Below are 15,996 nucleotides of genomic sequence, written 5' to 3'. Positions count from 1 at the left end.
GATTGGGTCCTATACCCCCCCCATGTCCGATCCGTCCAAAGACCCTCTCCTGTCAGGTTATCGCCGCTTCCGCGCCGAACACTGGCCCGAGGCGCGCGCCGAGTACGAAACCCTGGCTGAAAAGGGCCAGACGCCGCACACCCTGATCGTCGCCTGTTCCGACAGCCGCGCCGATCCGGCCCTGATCTTCGACGCCAAGCCGGGCGAGTTGTTCGTCGTCCGCAACGTCGCCAATCTGGTTCCGCCCTATGAACCGGACGGCAAGCTGCACGGGGTTTCGGCGGCCCTGGAGTTCGGGGTCAAGGTTCTGGGCGTCAAACGGATCGTCGTCATGGGTCACGCCCACTGCGGCGGGGTCAACGCCATGATCAACGGCGCGCCGGACGTCGTCGCCGACTTCGTGGCCCCCTGGATCGCCCAAGGCACGCCGGTGGTTCAGCACGTCGCCGAAACCGTCGCGCCGAACGAACTGGAGCGCGCCGCCGAAGAGGCCGTGGTGCGTCTGTCGATCCGAAACCTGCGCACCTTTCCCTGGATCGCCGAGCGTGAAGCCAAGGGCGAACTGGAGCTCAGCGGGCTTCATTTCGGAATCGCCGACGGCGTCCTGACCGCCCTGACTGACAAGGCGAGGTTCGAGCCGTTGGGGTGAGTTGCATAAAATAGTGAAAAACACTACTTTATGCGCATGGAACGGACCATCACCGCCACCGAAGCCAACCGCGACTTCTCGCGCATCTTCCGCGAGGTGGCGTCCGGCGAATCCTATGTCGTCACCGCCCACGGCAAGCCTTTGGTGCGGATCACCCCGGCGGTCACGGACGAACAGAAGAACGATGAACGGGTCGCCCGACTTCACGCGCTCGTGGAGGATTTGACCGCACTGCCCGCTCGCGCGCCCGGACGCATCACACGCGAAGACGGCTACGCTTGAAGCTGGCGCTGGACACCAATGTCCTGGGATACGCCGCCGGCATTGGGGACGACGGCGCCAAGCGGCGACGGGCCGGCCGGCTGATCAAGACCCTCGCCGACCACAGCCTGGTCATCCCGACCCAGGTCGCGGGCGAATTTTACAATATCCTGACCCGCAAGGGCGGCCATCCGCCCAAAATCGCGCGAAAGATCGTTCTCGATTGGAGCGCAGGCGTCGGCCTGACTGCCGCCTCGGCCGCAACCATGGACGCGGCGCTCGAGGCCGCGGCCTTCTTCAATCTTCAGATCTGGGACGCCCTGATCCTGACCGTCGCCGCCGAAGCCGGCTGCGGCCTTCTGCTTTCCGAAGACATGCAGGACGGCTTCGTCTATCGAGGCGTCACCGTCGCCAATCCGTTCGCGGAGACGCTTCACCCCCTGCTCGCGTCCCTGCTGGAGATCCCGTCATGACCGCGCCCGCCCTCCGCGCCAATCCGATCCCCAACATCCTGACGGGCATCCGCCTGTTCGCCGGGGTGGTGATGTTCGCCATGCTGGCCGGCGCCGCGCCGGGGGCTCTGGACGCCTGGCTGTCGCCGGAAACCCAGCTGAAGTTCGGCCTGTGGGCCTTCTGGATCTTCGTCATCGCCGCCTCGACCGACTGGGTGGACGGCTTTTTGGCGCGGCGCTGGAACGCCACCACCCGCTGGGGCGCCATTCTGGACCCGATCGCGGACAAGGTTCTGATCACCGGGGCCATTCTGGGCGTCTTGGCGTCCGGCTCCCTGCCGGGCATCGCCCTGCCCTGCGGCCTGATCCTGTTCCGTGAGTTCGCGGTCTCGGCCCTGCGCGAGACCATGGCGGGGCGCATCGAACTGCCCGTCACCCTGGCCGCCAAATGGAAGACCACGGTCCAGATGGTGGCGCTGGCGGCCCTGCAACTGACCCTGCTGTGGGACGCCTTCGGCCTTCAGAACGAGGACGGCTCGCCCCTGTCCTGGCAGCCGGCCTTCGAATCCTTCGCCGTCTTCCTGATCTGGTTCGCCGCCGTCATCACCCTGTGGACCGGCTGGCAGTATTTCCGCGAAGCTCGGCGTCAGATGCAGGATCTTTAGGGTCTCAGCGTCAGACCGCTGGGCGTCGCCTCAAAGGCCGACAGCCGCCCCAGATAGCTCATGCCCAACAGGGAATAGGCCAGCCCCTCTTCGACCACCAGGGCCTGGACCCGCTCGACCCGCGCGCCTGCGACCGAGACCGCCGCCAGTTCGACAGGCGCGGCGCGGGCCAGGCCTGAGGCGGTCTGCACCCGCCCCGTAAAGGCGTCCGGCGCCGGATCGACGCCCAGCCGTCGCGCATCGGTCCGCGTCAGGGCCACCACGCTGGCGCCCGTGTCGATCAGAACCCGAACGGCCCGGCCCTCGATGGTCGCCTGGGCCCAGTAGTGGCCGTCCGGCCCCTTCACCACCTGGGTCGCGGTCCCGGAGGCGGACGCCTGCGCGACGGCGAGGCGTTCCGGCTGGGCCGCCGCCAGGGCGGGCTCGCCACCGTCCAGGTGACGGATCGCCAGGGCCGTCGCGAACGAGGCCGCCAGGGATGCGCCCAGCACGACGACGGACTGAAGATCGATGCGGATCATTCCTTCCCAATAGCGGTCGCCCGTTGGGATGCGGTGAAGCGACGTGGCTGACGAAGTCTTAAACGCCCATCCCCTCTACCCGGTCCCCTCAGCCCAGTTTGGCGGGGTCGATCCGGTCGCGCCGCGCGGGCAGTTCCGCCATGATCCGCGTCCGCTCATCCTCCCCCAGAGCGCGCCAGCCGGCGATCTCCTTCAGGGTTCGAAAACAGCCCAGACACAGGCCGCTTTCGCCGTCGACGGCGCACACCATGACGCACGGCGTGGCGATCGCCTGGGGCGGGCGGCGGGGCGGGGTCGCGGCGCTCAATACGACATCTTCATAAAAAATACTCCGGTTACTGACTTAAAAATTTGCACTTTGCGGAAAGATGGTTATCTTGGTCATCGACGCGAAACGACTGATGGTGAGATCCCTAGGTACGACGCGTCTCTTTTCATCGTTCTGCGAAAGGAGACGCCAAGATGAACGATAAGGAGCGCAACCTCCAACACGCCATGATGTCCTTCGCCCTTTGGGGCGGGATGCTGGTCAACAGTCGGCACATGCCGTCTAACTCGGGACGGGCGGCCAGCCATCCGTCCAACTTCGTACCCTATACGCCCAAGAAACGCTGACGGCTTCGCGAGCCGGACGTGCAGGAGCCCCGGTCCCGACCGGGGCTTTTGCAATTCCGACCTTGCCTGACGCGACGGCGGCGGACGATGAGAGGGGGAACAAGGGAGACGACCCATGGGGCTGATTGCCGAAACCCGCCAGGGCGCGGTGCTGATCTGGACGCTGGACCGTGAGGCGCGGCTGAACGCCCTGCCCGACCTGGGCGACGGCGATGAATTCGCGGAGGCCTGCGCCCGCGCGAATGCGGACATGACGGTCAAATGCGTCGTCCTGACCGGGGCGGGGCGGGCCTTTTCGGCCGGGGGCGATCTGACCGCCATGCGCGACCGGCGGGACCTGTTCGAAGGATCAGGCGCGGAGATTCGCGTCCGCTATCGCCGCGTCGTCCACCGGATCGTCCGCAGCCTCTATGATCTGGAGATTCCGCTGGTCTCGGCGGTCAACGGCCCGGCCATGGGCTTGGGCTGCGGCATCGCCGCCACAGCCGACATCCGCATCGCTTCGGACCGGGCCAGCTTCGGCGTGCCGTTTCTGAAGCTGGGCATTATCCCCGGCGACGGGGGCGCCTGGCGGCTGCCGCGCGACGTCGGCTACGCCCGCGCCGCCGAAATGCTGTTCACCGGCCGCAGCATCGACGCCGAGACGGCCGAGCGCTGGGGCCTGGTCAACCGGGTCGTGGCGCACGACCGGCTGATGGACGAGGCCCTGACCATAGCCGGTGAAATCGCCGCCCAGCCGCCCCAGGCCCTGCGCATGGCCAAGACCCTGATGCGCCAGGGCCGCGACCAGACCTTCGAACAGATCCTGGAGCTGTCGGCGGCCATGCAGGCCCTGGCCCATATGACCGACGACCATCAGGAAGGCGTCAAAGCCGTGCTGGAAAAGCGGCCGGCGGATTTCACCGGCCGCTGATCCGATCCCTTACTTCTGCCCCGCCGGGCGCATGGCCTGGTCGGGGCCGACGCCGGCGGCGACTGGACGGGCGACGCCGGCCTTCTGACCGGGCTTCATGAACTTCACCAGGACGCGCTGGCCGATCAGGAAGGGGGTGTCGTCGGCCGAGACCACGACCTCGACCACCCGTTCGTCGGTGCGGGCCGAAGGGTCTTCGGACTGCAGCTGGCGGGCGCCGAAGACGGCGGCGCGGCGCAGGACGCGGCCCACCGAAATCTTGGTGGGATCGCCTTCGGGGGTCAGTTCGACCTCCTGGCCGACGGTCACGTTGGGCAGGTCGGCCTCGACGATCTCGGCGCGAACGATGCGGTCGGTCTCGGGCTCCAGATCGAACATGGCCGTGACGTTCAGGGTCGAGGCGCCGGCGCCCGGCTGGGCGTAGCGGCGGGCGATGCGGCCGTTCATCGGGGCGCGGATCACCGTCAGCTCCTGATTATAGCGGGCCTCGTCCAGGCGGGACTGGGCGGTCTGGACGGCGGCGTTCTGGGACGACATCCGGGCCTCGGCCTGGGCGATCTGGTCGCGGGCCTGGTCCAGACGCTGGGCGGCGACGAAGTTGGTCGCGGCTAGTTTCGACAGCCGCTCATATTCGCGGCGGGCCGTCGCCAGCTCCACCCGCGTCATGCCCAGCTGGGCGCGCGCCTCGGACACCGCAGCCGCCGCGCTCTGGGCCGCCAAACGGGTCTCGTCGTCTTCCTGGCGGGCCAGGATCTGGCCGGCGACCACCTTGTCGCCTTCATTGACGAAGACTTCGCGGACCACGCCGCCGCGACGGGCGGCGACCTTGATCACCCCGCCCTCGACGTCAGCCTTGCCGTTGGCGATGGCGGCGTAGGGGCTGTCGATCTTCTGGGCGGCGGCCTTTTCGACCTCGGCCTTCTTGGCCGCGCCGGCCTTGCTGAAGGCCATGAAGCCGACGACGAGGACGACGATCAGGATCAGGCCGATCCAGAGCCATTTGTTTTTGAGAAAGGCGGGCATGACGGTTCAGTCCGTTCGAAAAGAGCTTAGTGGGACGCCAGCTGGGCGTCGGGATCAGGGGTGCGGCGTTGATCGTCCAGGATCTTGCCGTCTTCGATGTGGATGACCCGGTCCGCCCAGGCTTCCAGGCGCGGGTCGTGGGTCACGCAGATCACGGCGGCGCCGTGTTCGGTGGCGGCCCGGCGCAGCAGTCGAATGACCACCTGGCCGTTCTCGCCGTCCAGGGCCGAGGTGGGTTCGTCGGCGAACAGGATCTGCGGGTTCTTGGCCAGGGCGCGGGCGATGGCGACGCGCTGCTTCTCGCCGCCCGACAGGGCGCTGGGCCGCTGGTTCAAGCGATGGCCCAGGCCGACCTCCTCTAGGGCGGTGGTGGCGCGCTTCTTGGCTTCCGACGGCGACAGGCCCTGATATTTCAGGACCGTCATCACCTGTTGCAGCGCCGTCAGCGACGGAAACAGGTTGAAGCCCTGAAAGATGAAGCCGCAGTGATCCAGCCGGAACTTGTCGATCCGGCCCGAGCCGTATTTCCACAGGTCGTCGACGTCCAGAATATCGACCCGCCCCTCTTCAGGCTTCAGCAGGCCGGACAGATTGGCGATCAGGGTCGACTTGCCCGAGCCGGACGGCCCCATGACCATGGTCAGGTCGCCGTGGCGCGCGTCGAAATCGACGCCCTTCAGCACCTCGACCCAGCTGCGGCCCGTTTTGAACCGCTTGACCAGACCCTTGGCCTCGATGGCGAAATCGCCGTGCTTGCCGTGGACTTTGGTATGAACGCTCATCGCAGCAGGTCCGCAGGCTGGCTCTTCTTCAGGACGCCCAGCGACAGGAAGCCGGACAGCAGGGCGATCACCACCAGCATGGCCGAGACCATCATCACCATGGTGGGCGGGAAGGACATGGTCAGGCCCGAACCCGCGGCCAGCAGGCTGACGGCCCAGGTCAGGGCGAAGGCCGCCAGAACCCCGGCGATCCCGACCCAGAAGCTGAGTTCCAGCACGATCCGCCGCAGCGACCCCATAGACACGCCCAGAGCCCGCAGAGAGGCGAACTCCTTGATGTTCGCCATGATGGCGCCGCGCAGCGTCTGCCAGGTGATGGCCACCCCGATCAGAATGCCCAGGAACAGCGAGAAGCCCAGCATGATGGCGATGAAGCTCTCCTTCATCATCGCCCCCTCATTGGCCTTGGCCAGGTCCTGGCGGGTCCAGGCCTTGAACTGGCCGTTGGAGATGGCGTTCAGCTGGGCCACCACGATCGGGGCGCGCGAGGGATCCTTGATCTGGACCATCAGCGGCCCGACCCGTTCGCCGGTATTGGCCTCGCCCAGCATCCGCAGGGTGTCGCGCGACATGACGACCGTGGCCTGCATCATATTGGGATAGCCCTGGGTCACGGCCGCGACCCGCACGGTCTTGCCGTTATAGGTGGCCTGGTCGCCCAGTTTGACGCCCAGCCGTCCCAGGGCGGTCTGGTCCACCGCCACCGCATAGGGCTGGCGCAGGGCCTCGACCAGATCGTCGGAATAGTCGACGGGCACCGTCACCGCGCCGGGCATGGCGTCGATGGTGGTGACGTTGACGAACTCCATCTTCTTGGCGCCGGGGGCCGCAGGCTCGGCGCCCGGCTCCTTGTCCTTGACGATGTTTTGCCAACGCCCGCCGGACCCGTCCAGGTCGGCGACGGCCAGGACTTCGGGGTGCTGATAGACCACCGGCATGATGCGCCGCGGCACGCCCGAGGGGCCGCCGTTGAACAGGGCCGTGGCCCCGGGGCTCAGGATCATGATGTCGGCGCGGGCGCGGTCGATCTGGGCCGTAAAGGCCTTGCCGATCCCCATGAACATGCCGACCTGGGCCAGCACCAGCAGGCCCGAAAAGGCGAGCGCCACAATGGCGGCCATGTAGCGGCGCCACTCGTAGAGCAAGGTTGATAATGCAAGCGACATGGTCGTCGATAAACCCCCGGTATGGGGTCTATCTGACCGGCGCGTGCCTCAGCGCCAAGTTAAATCGGGGTAAGGCTTCGCATCGGCGCGATTGCGAGGGACCGATCGCCGGGCTATCGGCGTCTGGCTCTTGGCGGCGTCGATGAAACGGCGCTAGTTACAAGATAACAGCGGATCAGCCCGGTCCCGCGCTCTGGAGGAAGTTTCCAAATGTCCCTGCCGTCCCTTCGTCTCACCGCCTCGCTGGCCGCCCTCGGCGCCGCGACCGTCGTCCTGTCCGCGCCTGCGACCCCCGCCAAGGCCGATGAGGGCATGTGGACCTTCGACAACTTCCCCATCGCCACGGTGAATGAGAAATACGGCACGAACCTCGACCAGGCCTGGCTGGATCGGGTGCGCAACGCCGCCGTGCGTCTGCAGGGCTGTTCGGCTTCGCTGGTTTCGGGCGAAGGCCTGATCCTGACCAACCACCACTGCGTCGTCAGCTGCGTTCAGGACCTGTCGGACGCCCAGAACGACTACGTCAAGAACGGCTGGATGCCCGCGACCCGCGAGGAAGAGAAGAAATGCCCCGGCCAGACGGCCGAGATCCTGACCGACATCACCGACGTCACCGACCGCGTCACCGCCGCCGGCGCCGGGCTTGAGGGCGCCGCCTTCGTGCGCGCCCGCGCGGCCGAGATCGACAAGATTCAAAAGGAAGTCTGCGGCGACGATCAGAAGCTGACCTGCCAGGTCATCAGCCTGTACCGCGGCGGTCAGTACAAGCTCTACAAGTTCCGCAAGTACGAGGATGTGCGTCTGGTCTTCGCGCCCGAGTTTCAGGCGGCCTTCTTCGGCGGCGATCCGGACAATTTCAACTTCCCGCGCTACGCCCTGGATGCGGCCTTCCTGCGCGCCTACGAGGACGGCAAGCCGGTCTCCACGCCGAACCACCTGACGTGGAACCCCAATGCGCCCAAGGAAGGCGACGTAACCTTCGTCGCCGGCAACCCCGGCTCGACCTCGCGCCTGTTGACCATGGCCCAGCTGGAGGTCCTGCGCGATCAGCAGCTGCCGATCACCCTGATCCAGACCTCGGAACTGCGCGGTCGCCTGCTGGAATATGCGACCACCAGCGAAGAGGCCAAGCGGGTCTCGGTCGATCCGATCTTCGGCCTGGAGAACAGCTTCAAGGTCTATTACGGCCAGCAGGGCGCCCTGACCGACCCCGCCTTCATGGCCAAGAAGCGCGCTGAGGAGCAGGAGCTGCGCCAGCGCGTCGCGGCCGACCCCGCCCTGGCCCAACGGATCGGCGACCCCTGGGCCGAGCTGGAGCGCGCCGCCGCCGCCCAGCGCGACCTTTACCTGCCTTATCGCCAGCTGGAATCGGGTCCGCGCTCGCAGCTGTACAGCTACGCCAAGGCCATCGTCCGCGCCGCCAAGGAGCGGGCCAAGCCTGCGGCCGAACGCCGCGCCGGCTATTCCGAGGCGGACATCGCCGCCCTGGGCCGCCGCCTGGCGCAGGACGCCCCGATCTCCGACGACATCGAGAAGATTCAGATGTCGTTCTGGCTGTCCAAGACCCGCGAATATCTGACGGTGGACAATCCCAGCGTTAAAGCCCTGCTGGGCAAGGAAAGTCCCGAGCAGATCGCTGAGCGCACCGTCGAGGGCACCCGCCTGGCCGATCCGGCCTTCCGCGCCGAAGCCTTGGCCATGACGCCGGAACAGCTGGCCGCCTCGGGCGATCCGATGATCCAGTTCGTTCTGGCCAATGACGACGCCGCCCAGGCCGTCCGCACCCAGTGGGAAGCGGCCGTGTCCGGCCCGACCAGCCGCGCCGCCGAAAAGATCGCCCAGGCCCGGTTCGCGGTCTACGGAACCAACCTCTATCCCGACGCCACCTTCTCCCTGCGCCTCTCCTACGGCCAGGTTAAGGGCTGGACCTATCGCGGCGTGACGGTGGAGCCCTTCACCTATATCGGCGGTCTGTACGAGCGGAATACGGGCGCCGAGCCCTTCAACGCGGCCGAGGACTGGCTGGCGGCCGAGGGCAAGGTGAACAAGTCGACCGTCTATGACTTCGTCTCGACCAACGACATCATCGGCGGCAACTCCGGCTCGCCCGTCATCAACGCCAAGGGTGAAGTCATCGGCGCCGCCTTCGACGGCAACATCCACTCGCTGGGCGGCAGCTTCGGCTATGACGGCGAGCTGAACCGCACCGTCACCGTCTCGACCGCCGCCATCACCGAGGCGCTGCGCACCGTCTACAACCAGCCGCGCCTGCTGCGCGAACTGGGCGTGCGGCGGTAAGGCCGGGTCATAAAGTCTCCTCCCCGCTTTGCGGGGAGGGGGACCGCGTAGCGGTGGAGGGGCTCTTCACCACCGCACCGGCGCCTGTCATGTATCTCAGAGCCCCTCCGTCACGGCGCGAAGTCGCGCCGCGCCGCCTCCCCATCGCGGAGCGATGGGGAGGAGACTTCAAGGACCATCCCATGCGCCTCGCCCTTCTCGCCTCCGCCGCCGTCGTCGCAGTCGCCTTCGCCACTTCGGCCGGCGCCGAAGAAGGCATGTGGACCTACGACAACTTCCCCATCGCCCGCGCCAATCAGACGCTGGGGACCAATATCGACCAAGCCTTCCTGGACCGCGTCCGCCTGTCCTCGGTCAAGTTCGGCGGTTGTTCGGCGGGCGTGGTCTCGGGCCAGGGCCTGGTGATGACCAACAATCACTGCGTCGCCACCTGCGTCGCCAACCTGTCCACGCCCCAGGTCAACTACGCCGAGACCGGCTTCCTGCCGAAATCGCGCGAGGAAGAGCTGAAATGCCCCGGCGCCACCGCCGAGATCCTGACCGATATCTCGGACGTGACCGAGCGGATGCACAAGGCGGGCGAAGGGCTTGAAGGCCAGGCCTTCACCCAGGCCCGCGACGCCGAGGCCGGTCGGATCGAAAGCGAAGCCTGCGGAAACGACCCCAAGATCCGCTGCCAGGTCGTCAGCCTGTACCGGGGCGGCCAGTTCAAACTCTACAAGTACCGCAAATATTCCGACGTCCGCCTGGCCTGGGCGCCTGAGGATCGGGCCGCCACCTTCGGCGGCGATCTGGACAACTTCTCCTTCCCCCGCTTCGCCGTCGATGCGGCCTTCATCCGCCTGTACGAAGACGGAAAGCCGGTCGAGACCCCGACCCATTTCGCCTGGAACCCAAACAAGCCGACCGAGGGCGAGGCCGTCTTCATCTCCGGCAACCCCGGCGCCACCCAGCGTCTTCTGACGATGGACCAGCTGACCACCATCCGCGACGTGGTGCTGCCGCTGGACCAGTTGATCGCGTCCGAGCTGCGCGGCCGGCTGATCCGCTATTCCGAAGAGGGCGAGGAGCAGGCCTTCATCGCCATGGACCCCATCGTGGGTCTGGAGAACACCTACAAGCGCGGCCGCGGCCGGATGGCCGCCCTGATCGATCCGGCCTTCATGGCTCGTAAAGCCGAGCAGGAAGCCGACTTCCGCGCCCGCGCCGCCGCCTCCGGCGTCTATCCCTGGTCCAACCTCAGCGCGGTCCAGCCGGTCGCCCGCGAACTCTATCCCTCCATGGCGCTGCTGGAGGGCGGGACGGGTCTGGGGACGACCTCGGTCGCCGGGGGATCGCAGCTGTTCGCCTATGCCCGCACCCTGGTGCGCGGCGCCCAGGAGCGGGCCAAGCCGTCCGACCAGCGCCTGCCCGAGTTCGCCGACAGCCGCCTGTCCGGCGTCGAATCCCGCCTGTTCGCCGAACGCCCCACCTATCCGGAACTTGAGCAGATCCGGCTGGAGTGGTGGCTGTCCAAGACCCGCGAATGGCTGACGGTCGATAACCCCTCGGTCCGCACCCTGCTGGGCAAGGAAAGCCCCGAGGGCCTGTCGGCGCGTCTGGTCGCCGGCACGACCCTGGCCGACCCGGCCGTGCGCCGCGCCCTGTGGACCGGGGGTCTGGCCGCGATCCAGGCCTCGACCGATCCGATGATCCAGTACGCCCTGGCGATCGACGCGGACGCCCGCGCCGTGCGCGACGCCTGGGAGACCCGCGTCCAGGCCCCGACCGACCGCGCCTCGGAACAGCTGGCCGCCGCCCGTTTCGCCGCCTATGGCGACGCCGTGTATCCCGACGCCACCGGCACGCTTCGCCTGACCTACGGCAAGGTCGAAGGCTCCGACGTTCCGGGCCAGAGGTTCGCCGCCTTCACCACCTTCGCCGGCCTGTGGGACCGCGCCACGGGGGCCGAGCCCTTCGCCGTCGCGCCCAAATTGCTGGCGGCCAAGGACCGGATCGACCCGAACGCGGCGATGGACATGGCCGTCTCGACCGACACCATCGGCGGCTCTTCCGGCTCGCCCGCCATCAATGCGAAGGGCGAGATCATCGGCGCCAACTTCGATTCCACCGTCCTGACCCAGCGCAACGCCTATGGCTACGACCGCGCCGTCAACCGCAGCGTCATCGTCACCACCCAGGCCGTCACCGTGGCCCTGCGCGACGTCTATGGCATGGACCATCTGGTGCGGGAGCTGGGCGTTTCCCCAGACCGGGAGCGGTGAGCGACATCGCCTTCCGCGCGGCGATCCTCGACGACGTCGCCGCGCTTCATCCCCTGATCGAGCGCGCCTATCGGAGCGAGACGGCCAAGGCCGGCTGGACGCATGAGGCGGACCTGCTGTTCGACACCCGCACCAGCGCCGAGGAACTGTCGGCCCTGATCGCCGATCCCGACAGGGTCATTCTGCTGGCCCACCGCAACGGCGCCCTGGTCGGCTGCGTCCAGGTGGCCCGCGTCGGCGACGGCCGGACCTACCTCGGCATGCTGACGGTCGAGCCCATCCTGCAAGCCTCCGGCCTGGGCCGCCGTCTCCTCGCCGCCGCCGAGAGCGAGGCCGTGACCCGCTTCGCCGCCCGCCGCATGGAAATGACCGTCATCCACCGCCGCGCCGAGCTGATCGCCTGGTACGAACGGCGCGGATACCATCTCACCGGCGAAACCCGCCCCTTCCCCGTGGACCCGCCCCGGCCGGACCTGCACTTCGTGGTGCTGGAGAAGGGACTCTAATTTCTTCCTTCTCCCATGGGGAGAAGGTGGCCCGAAGGGCCGGATGAGGGCCCGCCGGCGGGCCAGCTCGCACCGCCGCACCCTCGCCCTTTGGCTGCTGCGCGCCGCCCTTCGGGTCGGGCAAGACTGATCGCTACGCTCTCAGGCGCTCAAGCCCTCTCCCGCTGGGAGAGGAATCTTCGAAGACCTCCCCTTGCAAAACGGACACTCGTGTCCATTTAAGCGCGTCACCATGTCGCGCCCCGCCCCCAAACCTCTCCGCAAGGACGTCATCCACAACCGCGCCGCCCTGCTGGACGCCGCGCGCGCGGTCTTCGCCGACCAGGGTCTGGACGCGCCGCTGGACCTGATCGCGGAAAAGGCCGGCGTCGGACGCGGCACCCTGTATCGCCATTTCGCCGACCGCACCGAACTGGCCCTGGCCGTGCTCGAAGCCGACGTCGCCGACCTGGACCACCGCACCGCCGAACAGGGCGAGACGCCCGAGGTCTTCTTCTGGTTTCTGGACCGGCTGGCCGAAGACATGGTCCGCAACGCCGGTCTGGCGGGCCTGGTGCGGAACGTTCGGTCGCCCGACGCGCTTACGCCCCTGCGGCAAAGCTTGATGGAGGCGGGCGCCGCCCCTCTGCAACGCGCCCAGGCGGCCGGCCTGGTGCGAAAGGATCTGCGGCCGATGGATATTCGCCTGATCGCCACCCTGCTCGGCGCCGGCTTCCAGGGCGCGGACGAAGCCGAGCGCCAGGCGGTCTCCCAACGCACCCGCGTCCTCATCCTCGACGGCCTGCGGCCCCGGCCCGAGGCGTCCTGATGCCCCGCCGCGCCGATCACAACTGGCATCTGCCGTGGGACCAGTATCTGGCGACGCTGAAACCGCACGAGCGGCCCACCCTGCCCGGCTCGCCCGCCACGCCCGACCACACGGCCTGGCTGAGGCTTCAGTACGCCCTGACCGGCGTCCTGGTGGCCCTGGTCGGCAGTCTGGGCAATGCGGCTGTGACCGCCAATCTGACGAGTCTTCAGGGCTCTCTGGGAATCACCCCCAGTGAAGCCGCCTGGCTGCCGGTCGTCTTCGTCATGACCAACGCCTGCATGAACCTGATCCTGTTCAAGTTCAGACAGCAGTACGGCCTGCGCCTGTTCACCCAGATCTGCCTGACCGCCTTCGTCGTCACCTGCGCCGCCCACCTGGCCGTCGACAACTATGAATCGACCCTGTTCGTCCGGGCCGTTGCCGGCATGGCGGCGGCGGGGCTCAGCAGCCTGGGCTTCCTCTATATGATCCAGGCCTTTCCGGCCCAGCACCGGTTGAAGGGCCTGGTGATCGGCATCGGCCTGTCCAGCTTCGCCGTACCCATCGCCCGCCTGATCATGCCCAGCCTGCTGGAGCTGAACGACTGGCGCGCCTTCTACACCTTCGAACTGGGCATGGCGCTTCTGGCCTGGGCGGCGGTGCAGGTGCTGCGCCTTCCACCGTCAGAACGACTGAAACTGTTCGAGCCGCTGGACTTCGTCACCTTCGCCCTGTTCGCCCCCGGCGTGGCCCTGCTGGCCGCCGTTCTGGGCCTGGGCCGGATCGTCTGGTGGACCGAGGCCGCCTGGATCGGCTGGGCTTTGGCGGGGGCGATCCTGCTGCTGACCGCCGCCCTGATGATCGAGTACGACCGCAAGAACCCGCTGATCAACGTCCGCTGGCTGACGGGCCCCGACATCCTGCGTCTGTTCGGCGCCATCCTCCTGATCCGCATCACCCTGTCCGAACAGACCTCGGGCGCCGTGGGCTTCCTGACCGTGGTCGGCCTGGGCCCCGATCAGCTCCACGGCCTCTTCCTGGTCATCCTGCTGGCCATGATGGCCGGGACGGCGGTCGCCGCCCTCACGCTGGACATGACCCGGCTGAACCTGCCCATCGCCATTGCCCTCGGCCTGATCGCCGTCGGCGCCTATATGGACAGTCACGCCACCGTCCTGACCCGCCCGGCCCAGCTCTATGTCAGCCAGGCCCTGGTCGCCTTCGCCTCGGCCCTGTTCGTCGGCCCGGCCCTGCTGATCGGGGTGGGCAAGGTGCTGCAACAGGGCGCCCGCAACATCATCAGCTTCATCGTCATGTTCAGCGTGCTTCAGAACCTGGGCGGCTTGGCCGGCTCGGCCCTGATCGGCACGATCCAGGTGGTGCGCGAGAAGTTCCATTCGAACCAGCTGGCCGCCGACATCACCAGCCTGGACCCCCAGGTGGTTCTGCGCCTGCGCCAGCTGTCCGGCGCCTACGCCTCGACCGTTACCGACCCCGCCCAGCTGAACGCCGAGGGCGTGGCTCTGCTGACGCGCCAGGTGACGCAACAGGCCAACGTCCTGGCCTATAACGACGTCTTCCTGATCATCGCCGGGGTCGCCGGCCTGGGCTGCGCCTGGGTGACGGCGGTGCATCTGCGCCCCCGCCTCAAGGCGCGCCGTCAGGCCAGACGTGACGCCCGAACCCCCGCGCCCGAGGCCGCAACCGCCGCCGTCGCCGCCGCCGACTGATCCCTGAGAGCCCCGATGACCGACACCGCCCCCTCCGCTCCTCCGCCGCCGGCCGCCGCCCCTGCCGCGCCCGAACCCCGCAAGCGCGTCCTCTGGGCCGTAGTGGCGGCCGTGGTCGCCGTCTTCGCCGTCGGACTGGTTCTCTACGCCTGGCGGCTGCCGCCCTTCACCGGCCATATCCAGCGCACGGACAACGCCTATGTGCGCGGCCAGGTGACGATCATCAGCCCCCAGGTCAGCGGCTATGTGACCGCCGTCCCGGTTCAGGACTTCCAGACGGTCCAGCAGGGCCAGTTGCTGGCCCAGGTCGACGACCGCACCTACCGCCAGAAGCTGGAACAGGCCGAGGCCGCCCTGCACTCCGCAGAGGCGGCCCTGTCCAACTCGACCCAGACCCAGGCGTCCGCGCGCGGCACGGTGGCCCAGCAACGCGCCTCGATCGCCGCCGCCCAGGCCGCCCTGACCAAGGCCCAGGCCGACGCCGACCGCGCCCGCACCCTGAAGGCCGGCGGCTGGGTATCCCAGGCCAATGTGGACATCGCCGTCGCCGCCCTGCGCAGCGCCCAGGCCCAGCTGGCCCAGGCCCAGGCCGCCGAGGGCGTGGCCCAGACCGGCGTCACCTCGGCCGTGGTGAACCGCGACAGCCTGGCCGCCGCCGTCGAGAACGCCCGCGCCGCCGTCCGCCTGGCCCAGATCGACCTGGCCAACACCCGCATCATCGCCCCCCGCGCCGGTCGTTTGGGCGAGATCGGCGTGCGCCAGGGCCAATACGTCACCGCCGGAACCCAGCTGATGGGCCTGGTGCCCGACGTGGTCTGGGTCACGGCCAATATGAAGGAGACCCAGATGCGCGACATCCGTGTCGGCCAGCCGGCCGAGATCACTGTCGACGCTCTGGGCGGTCAGAGCCTGCGTGGCCGCGTCGAACGCATCGCCCCCGCCGCCGGCAGCGAGTTCAGCGTCATCCGCCCCGACAACGCCACCGGCAACTTCACCAAGGTCGCCCAGCGGATCCCCATCCGCATCCGGCTGGATTCCGGTCAACCGGCCCTGGAGCGCCTGTCGCCCGGCATGTCGGTGGTGGCCAGGGTGGATACCGGTCGCTGACGGAACCCGCCTGCGCGCCCCGCGCTCCCTCATCAGCAAGGGAGACCATCATGGATGACATTCAGACCGAGGGCCGCAAGAAGAACGGCGCTGAGCCGTTGGGCAAGCCGGACGCCCTGACGCCGGAGGCGGACGTCAAGAAGGTGGGTGAGCAGGAGCGCCGCAGCGCCGGGCCCGACGGACCGGATGCGACCGAAGTGGGCGACACCTTCAAGCGACAGCCCTGATCAATCCGAACTGATCAATCCGAACTG

The 15,996-nt window shown here is 68.0% G+C and carries 18 protein-coding genes; 13 read left to right on the top strand and 5 right to left on the bottom strand.

Annotation, left to right across the window (positions count from 1 at the left end; translation table 11 throughout):
* Positions 1-22: 22 nt before the first annotated feature.
* From ACW178_RS06440 to pgsA, 4 genes are read left to right on the top strand one after another with little or no spacing between them, the layout of a single operon-like run.
* Positions 23-649: a carbonic anhydrase gene (locus tag ACW178_RS06440; protein WP_287104466.1), complete on the top strand. Its 627-nt coding sequence runs from the start codon at positions 23-25 to the stop codon at positions 647-649.
* A gap of 36 nt (positions 650-685) precedes the next feature.
* Complete coding sequence (locus ACW178_RS06435; RefSeq protein WP_287104467.1) at positions 686-931, top strand: type II toxin-antitoxin system Phd/YefM family antitoxin; 246 nt, start codon at positions 686-688, stop codon at positions 929-931.
* Entirely contained in the window at positions 928-1,383 is a 456-nt protein-coding gene (locus ACW178_RS06430; RefSeq protein ID WP_287396481.1) for a PIN domain-containing protein, read from the top strand. The genes ACW178_RS06435 and ACW178_RS06430 overlap by 4 nt, the downstream gene beginning before the upstream one ends.
* Complete coding sequence (gene pgsA, locus ACW178_RS06425; protein ID WP_054764951.1) at positions 1,380-2,027, top strand: CDP-diacylglycerol--glycerol-3-phosphate 3-phosphatidyltransferase; 648 nt, start codon at positions 1,380-1,382, stop codon at positions 2,025-2,027. Before ACW178_RS06430 ends, pgsA begins: the two co-directional genes overlap by 4 nt.
* On the opposite strand, the gene ACW178_RS06420 is transcribed toward pgsA, so the two are convergent.
* Both ACW178_RS06420 and ACW178_RS06415 read right to left on the bottom strand, forming a co-directional pair.
* A complete protein-coding gene (locus ACW178_RS06420; protein WP_287103459.1) occupies positions 2,024-2,548 on the bottom strand; it encodes a retropepsin-like aspartic protease family protein in 525 nt (174 codons plus the stop codon). The two genes, pgsA and ACW178_RS06420, sit on opposite strands and share 4 nt — an antisense overlap.
* 88 nt (positions 2,549-2,636) lie before the next feature.
* On the bottom strand, positions 2,637-2,855 hold the full coding sequence (locus tag ACW178_RS06415) for a DUF1289 domain-containing protein (RefSeq protein WP_375782443.1): 219 nt from the start codon (positions 2,853-2,855) through the stop codon (positions 2,637-2,639).
* Positions 2,856-3,010: 155 nt separating this feature from the next.
* On the opposite strand from ACW178_RS06415, the gene ACW178_RS06410 reads away from it, so the two are divergent.
* Both ACW178_RS06410 and ACW178_RS06405 read left to right on the top strand, forming a co-directional pair.
* A complete protein-coding gene (locus ACW178_RS06410) occupies positions 3,011-3,163 on the top strand; it encodes a hypothetical protein (RefSeq protein ID WP_007390126.1) in 153 nt (50 codons plus the stop codon).
* A 115-nt stretch (positions 3,164-3,278) separates the two neighbouring features.
* On the top strand, positions 3,279-4,076 hold the full coding sequence (locus ACW178_RS06405) for a crotonase/enoyl-CoA hydratase family protein (protein ID WP_182713988.1): 798 nt from the start codon (positions 3,279-3,281) through the stop codon (positions 4,074-4,076).
* Between the two features lie 9 nt (positions 4,077-4,085).
* Here ACW178_RS06405 and ACW178_RS06400 read toward each other — a convergent pair whose 3' ends face one another.
* From ACW178_RS06400 to ACW178_RS06390, 3 genes are read right to left on the bottom strand one after another with little or no spacing between them, the layout of a single operon-like run.
* Positions 4,086-5,099, bottom strand: coding sequence for an HlyD family secretion protein (locus ACW178_RS06400; protein ID WP_287103465.1), 1,014 nt, complete (start codon positions 5,097-5,099; stop codon positions 4,086-4,088).
* A 26-nt stretch (positions 5,100-5,125) separates the two neighbouring features.
* Positions 5,126-5,881, bottom strand: a complete 756-nt coding sequence (locus ACW178_RS06395) for an ABC transporter ATP-binding protein (protein ID WP_152949665.1) — start codon at positions 5,879-5,881, stop codon at positions 5,126-5,128.
* Entirely contained in the window at positions 5,878-7,047 is a 1,170-nt protein-coding gene (locus tag ACW178_RS06390) for an ABC transporter permease (RefSeq protein WP_152949664.1), read from the bottom strand. Before ACW178_RS06390 ends, ACW178_RS06395 begins: the two co-directional genes overlap by 4 nt.
* A 210-nt stretch (positions 7,048-7,257) precedes the next feature.
* Between ACW178_RS06390 and ACW178_RS06385 the strand changes: the two genes are divergently transcribed.
* The 7 genes from ACW178_RS06385 (at position 7,258) to ACW178_RS06355 (ending at position 15,969) form a co-directional block, all read left to right on the top strand.
* A complete protein-coding gene (locus ACW178_RS06385; RefSeq protein ID WP_054764944.1) occupies positions 7,258-9,345 on the top strand; it encodes a S46 family peptidase in 2,088 nt (695 codons plus the stop codon).
* A gap of 182 nt (positions 9,346-9,527) precedes the next feature.
* Entirely contained in the window at positions 9,528-11,609 is a 2,082-nt protein-coding gene (locus tag ACW178_RS06380; RefSeq protein WP_191558367.1) for a S46 family peptidase, read from the top strand.
* Positions 11,606-12,115: a GNAT family N-acetyltransferase gene (locus ACW178_RS06375; protein ID WP_492024979.1), complete on the top strand. Its 510-nt coding sequence runs from the start codon at positions 11,606-11,608 to the stop codon at positions 12,113-12,115. Before ACW178_RS06380 ends, ACW178_RS06375 begins: the two co-directional genes overlap by 4 nt.
* A gap of 232 nt (positions 12,116-12,347) precedes the next feature.
* Positions 12,348-12,923 (top strand): TetR family transcriptional regulator, encoded by a 576-nt coding sequence (locus ACW178_RS06370; protein WP_492024978.1) that lies wholly within the window; start codon positions 12,348-12,350, stop codon positions 12,921-12,923.
* Positions 12,923-14,635 (top strand): MFS transporter, encoded by a 1,713-nt coding sequence (locus ACW178_RS06365; RefSeq protein ID WP_191558370.1) that lies wholly within the window; start codon positions 12,923-12,925, stop codon positions 14,633-14,635. Before ACW178_RS06370 ends, ACW178_RS06365 begins: the two co-directional genes overlap by 1 nt.
* A 15-nt stretch (positions 14,636-14,650) precedes the next feature.
* On the top strand, positions 14,651-15,742 hold the full coding sequence (locus tag ACW178_RS06360) for an HlyD family secretion protein (RefSeq protein WP_191558371.1): 1,092 nt from the start codon (positions 14,651-14,653) through the stop codon (positions 15,740-15,742).
* Between the two features lie 50 nt (positions 15,743-15,792).
* Positions 15,793-15,969, top strand: a complete 177-nt coding sequence (locus tag ACW178_RS06355; RefSeq protein WP_191558372.1) for a hypothetical protein — start codon at positions 15,793-15,795, stop codon at positions 15,967-15,969.
* Positions 15,970-15,996: the final 27 nt, after the last annotated feature.

This window comes from Brevundimonas sp. AVps4, from assembly GCF_058681525.1.
Note: the sequence above shows the minus strand (reverse complement) of the source record. Positions and strands in the feature narration are given on the sequence as shown.

What these genes read in the sequence shown, in the direction of transcription:
- ACW178_RS06440 (WP_287104466.1), top strand. Translation starts at nt 23, where the DNA reads ATGTCCGATCCGTCCAAAGACCCTCTCCTGTCAGGTTATCGCCGCTTC.
- ACW178_RS06435 (WP_287104467.1), top strand. Translation starts at nt 686, where the DNA reads ATGGAACGGACCATCACCGCCACCGAAGCCAACCGCGACTTCTCGCGC.
- pgsA (WP_054764951.1), top strand. Translation starts at nt 1,380, where the DNA reads ATGACCGCGCCCGCCCTCCGCGCCAATCCGATCCCCAACATCCTGACG.
- ACW178_RS06420 (WP_287103459.1), bottom strand. Translation starts at nt 2,548, where the DNA reads ATGATCCGCATCGATCTTCAGTCCGTCGTCGTGCTGGGCGCATCCCTG.
- ACW178_RS06410 (WP_007390126.1), top strand. Translation starts at nt 3,011, where the DNA reads ATGAACGATAAGGAGCGCAACCTCCAACACGCCATGATGTCCTTCGCC.
- ACW178_RS06405 (WP_182713988.1), top strand. Translation starts at nt 3,279, where the DNA reads ATGGGGCTGATTGCCGAAACCCGCCAGGGCGCGGTGCTGATCTGGACG.
- ACW178_RS06400 (WP_287103465.1), bottom strand. Translation starts at nt 5,099, where the DNA reads ATGCCCGCCTTTCTCAAAAACAAATGGCTCTGGATCGGCCTGATCCTG.
- ACW178_RS06395 (WP_152949665.1), bottom strand. Translation starts at nt 5,881, where the DNA reads ATGAGCGTTCATACCAAAGTCCACGGCAAGCACGGCGATTTCGCCATC.
- ACW178_RS06390 (WP_152949664.1), bottom strand. Translation starts at nt 7,047, where the DNA reads ATGTCGCTTGCATTATCAACCTTGCTCTACGAGTGGCGCCGCTACATG.
- ACW178_RS06385 (WP_054764944.1), top strand. Translation starts at nt 7,258, where the DNA reads ATGTCCCTGCCGTCCCTTCGTCTCACCGCCTCGCTGGCCGCCCTCGGC.
- ACW178_RS06380 (WP_191558367.1), top strand. Translation starts at nt 9,528, where the DNA reads ATGCGCCTCGCCCTTCTCGCCTCCGCCGCCGTCGTCGCAGTCGCCTTC.
- ACW178_RS06370 (WP_492024978.1), top strand. Translation starts at nt 12,348, where the DNA reads ATGTCGCGCCCCGCCCCCAAACCTCTCCGCAAGGACGTCATCCACAAC.
- ACW178_RS06365 (WP_191558370.1), top strand. Translation starts at nt 12,923, where the DNA reads ATGCCCCGCCGCGCCGATCACAACTGGCATCTGCCGTGGGACCAGTAT.
- ACW178_RS06360 (WP_191558371.1), top strand. Translation starts at nt 14,651, where the DNA reads ATGACCGACACCGCCCCCTCCGCTCCTCCGCCGCCGGCCGCCGCCCCT.
- ACW178_RS06355 (WP_191558372.1), top strand. Translation starts at nt 15,793, where the DNA reads ATGGATGACATTCAGACCGAGGGCCGCAAGAAGAACGGCGCTGAGCCG.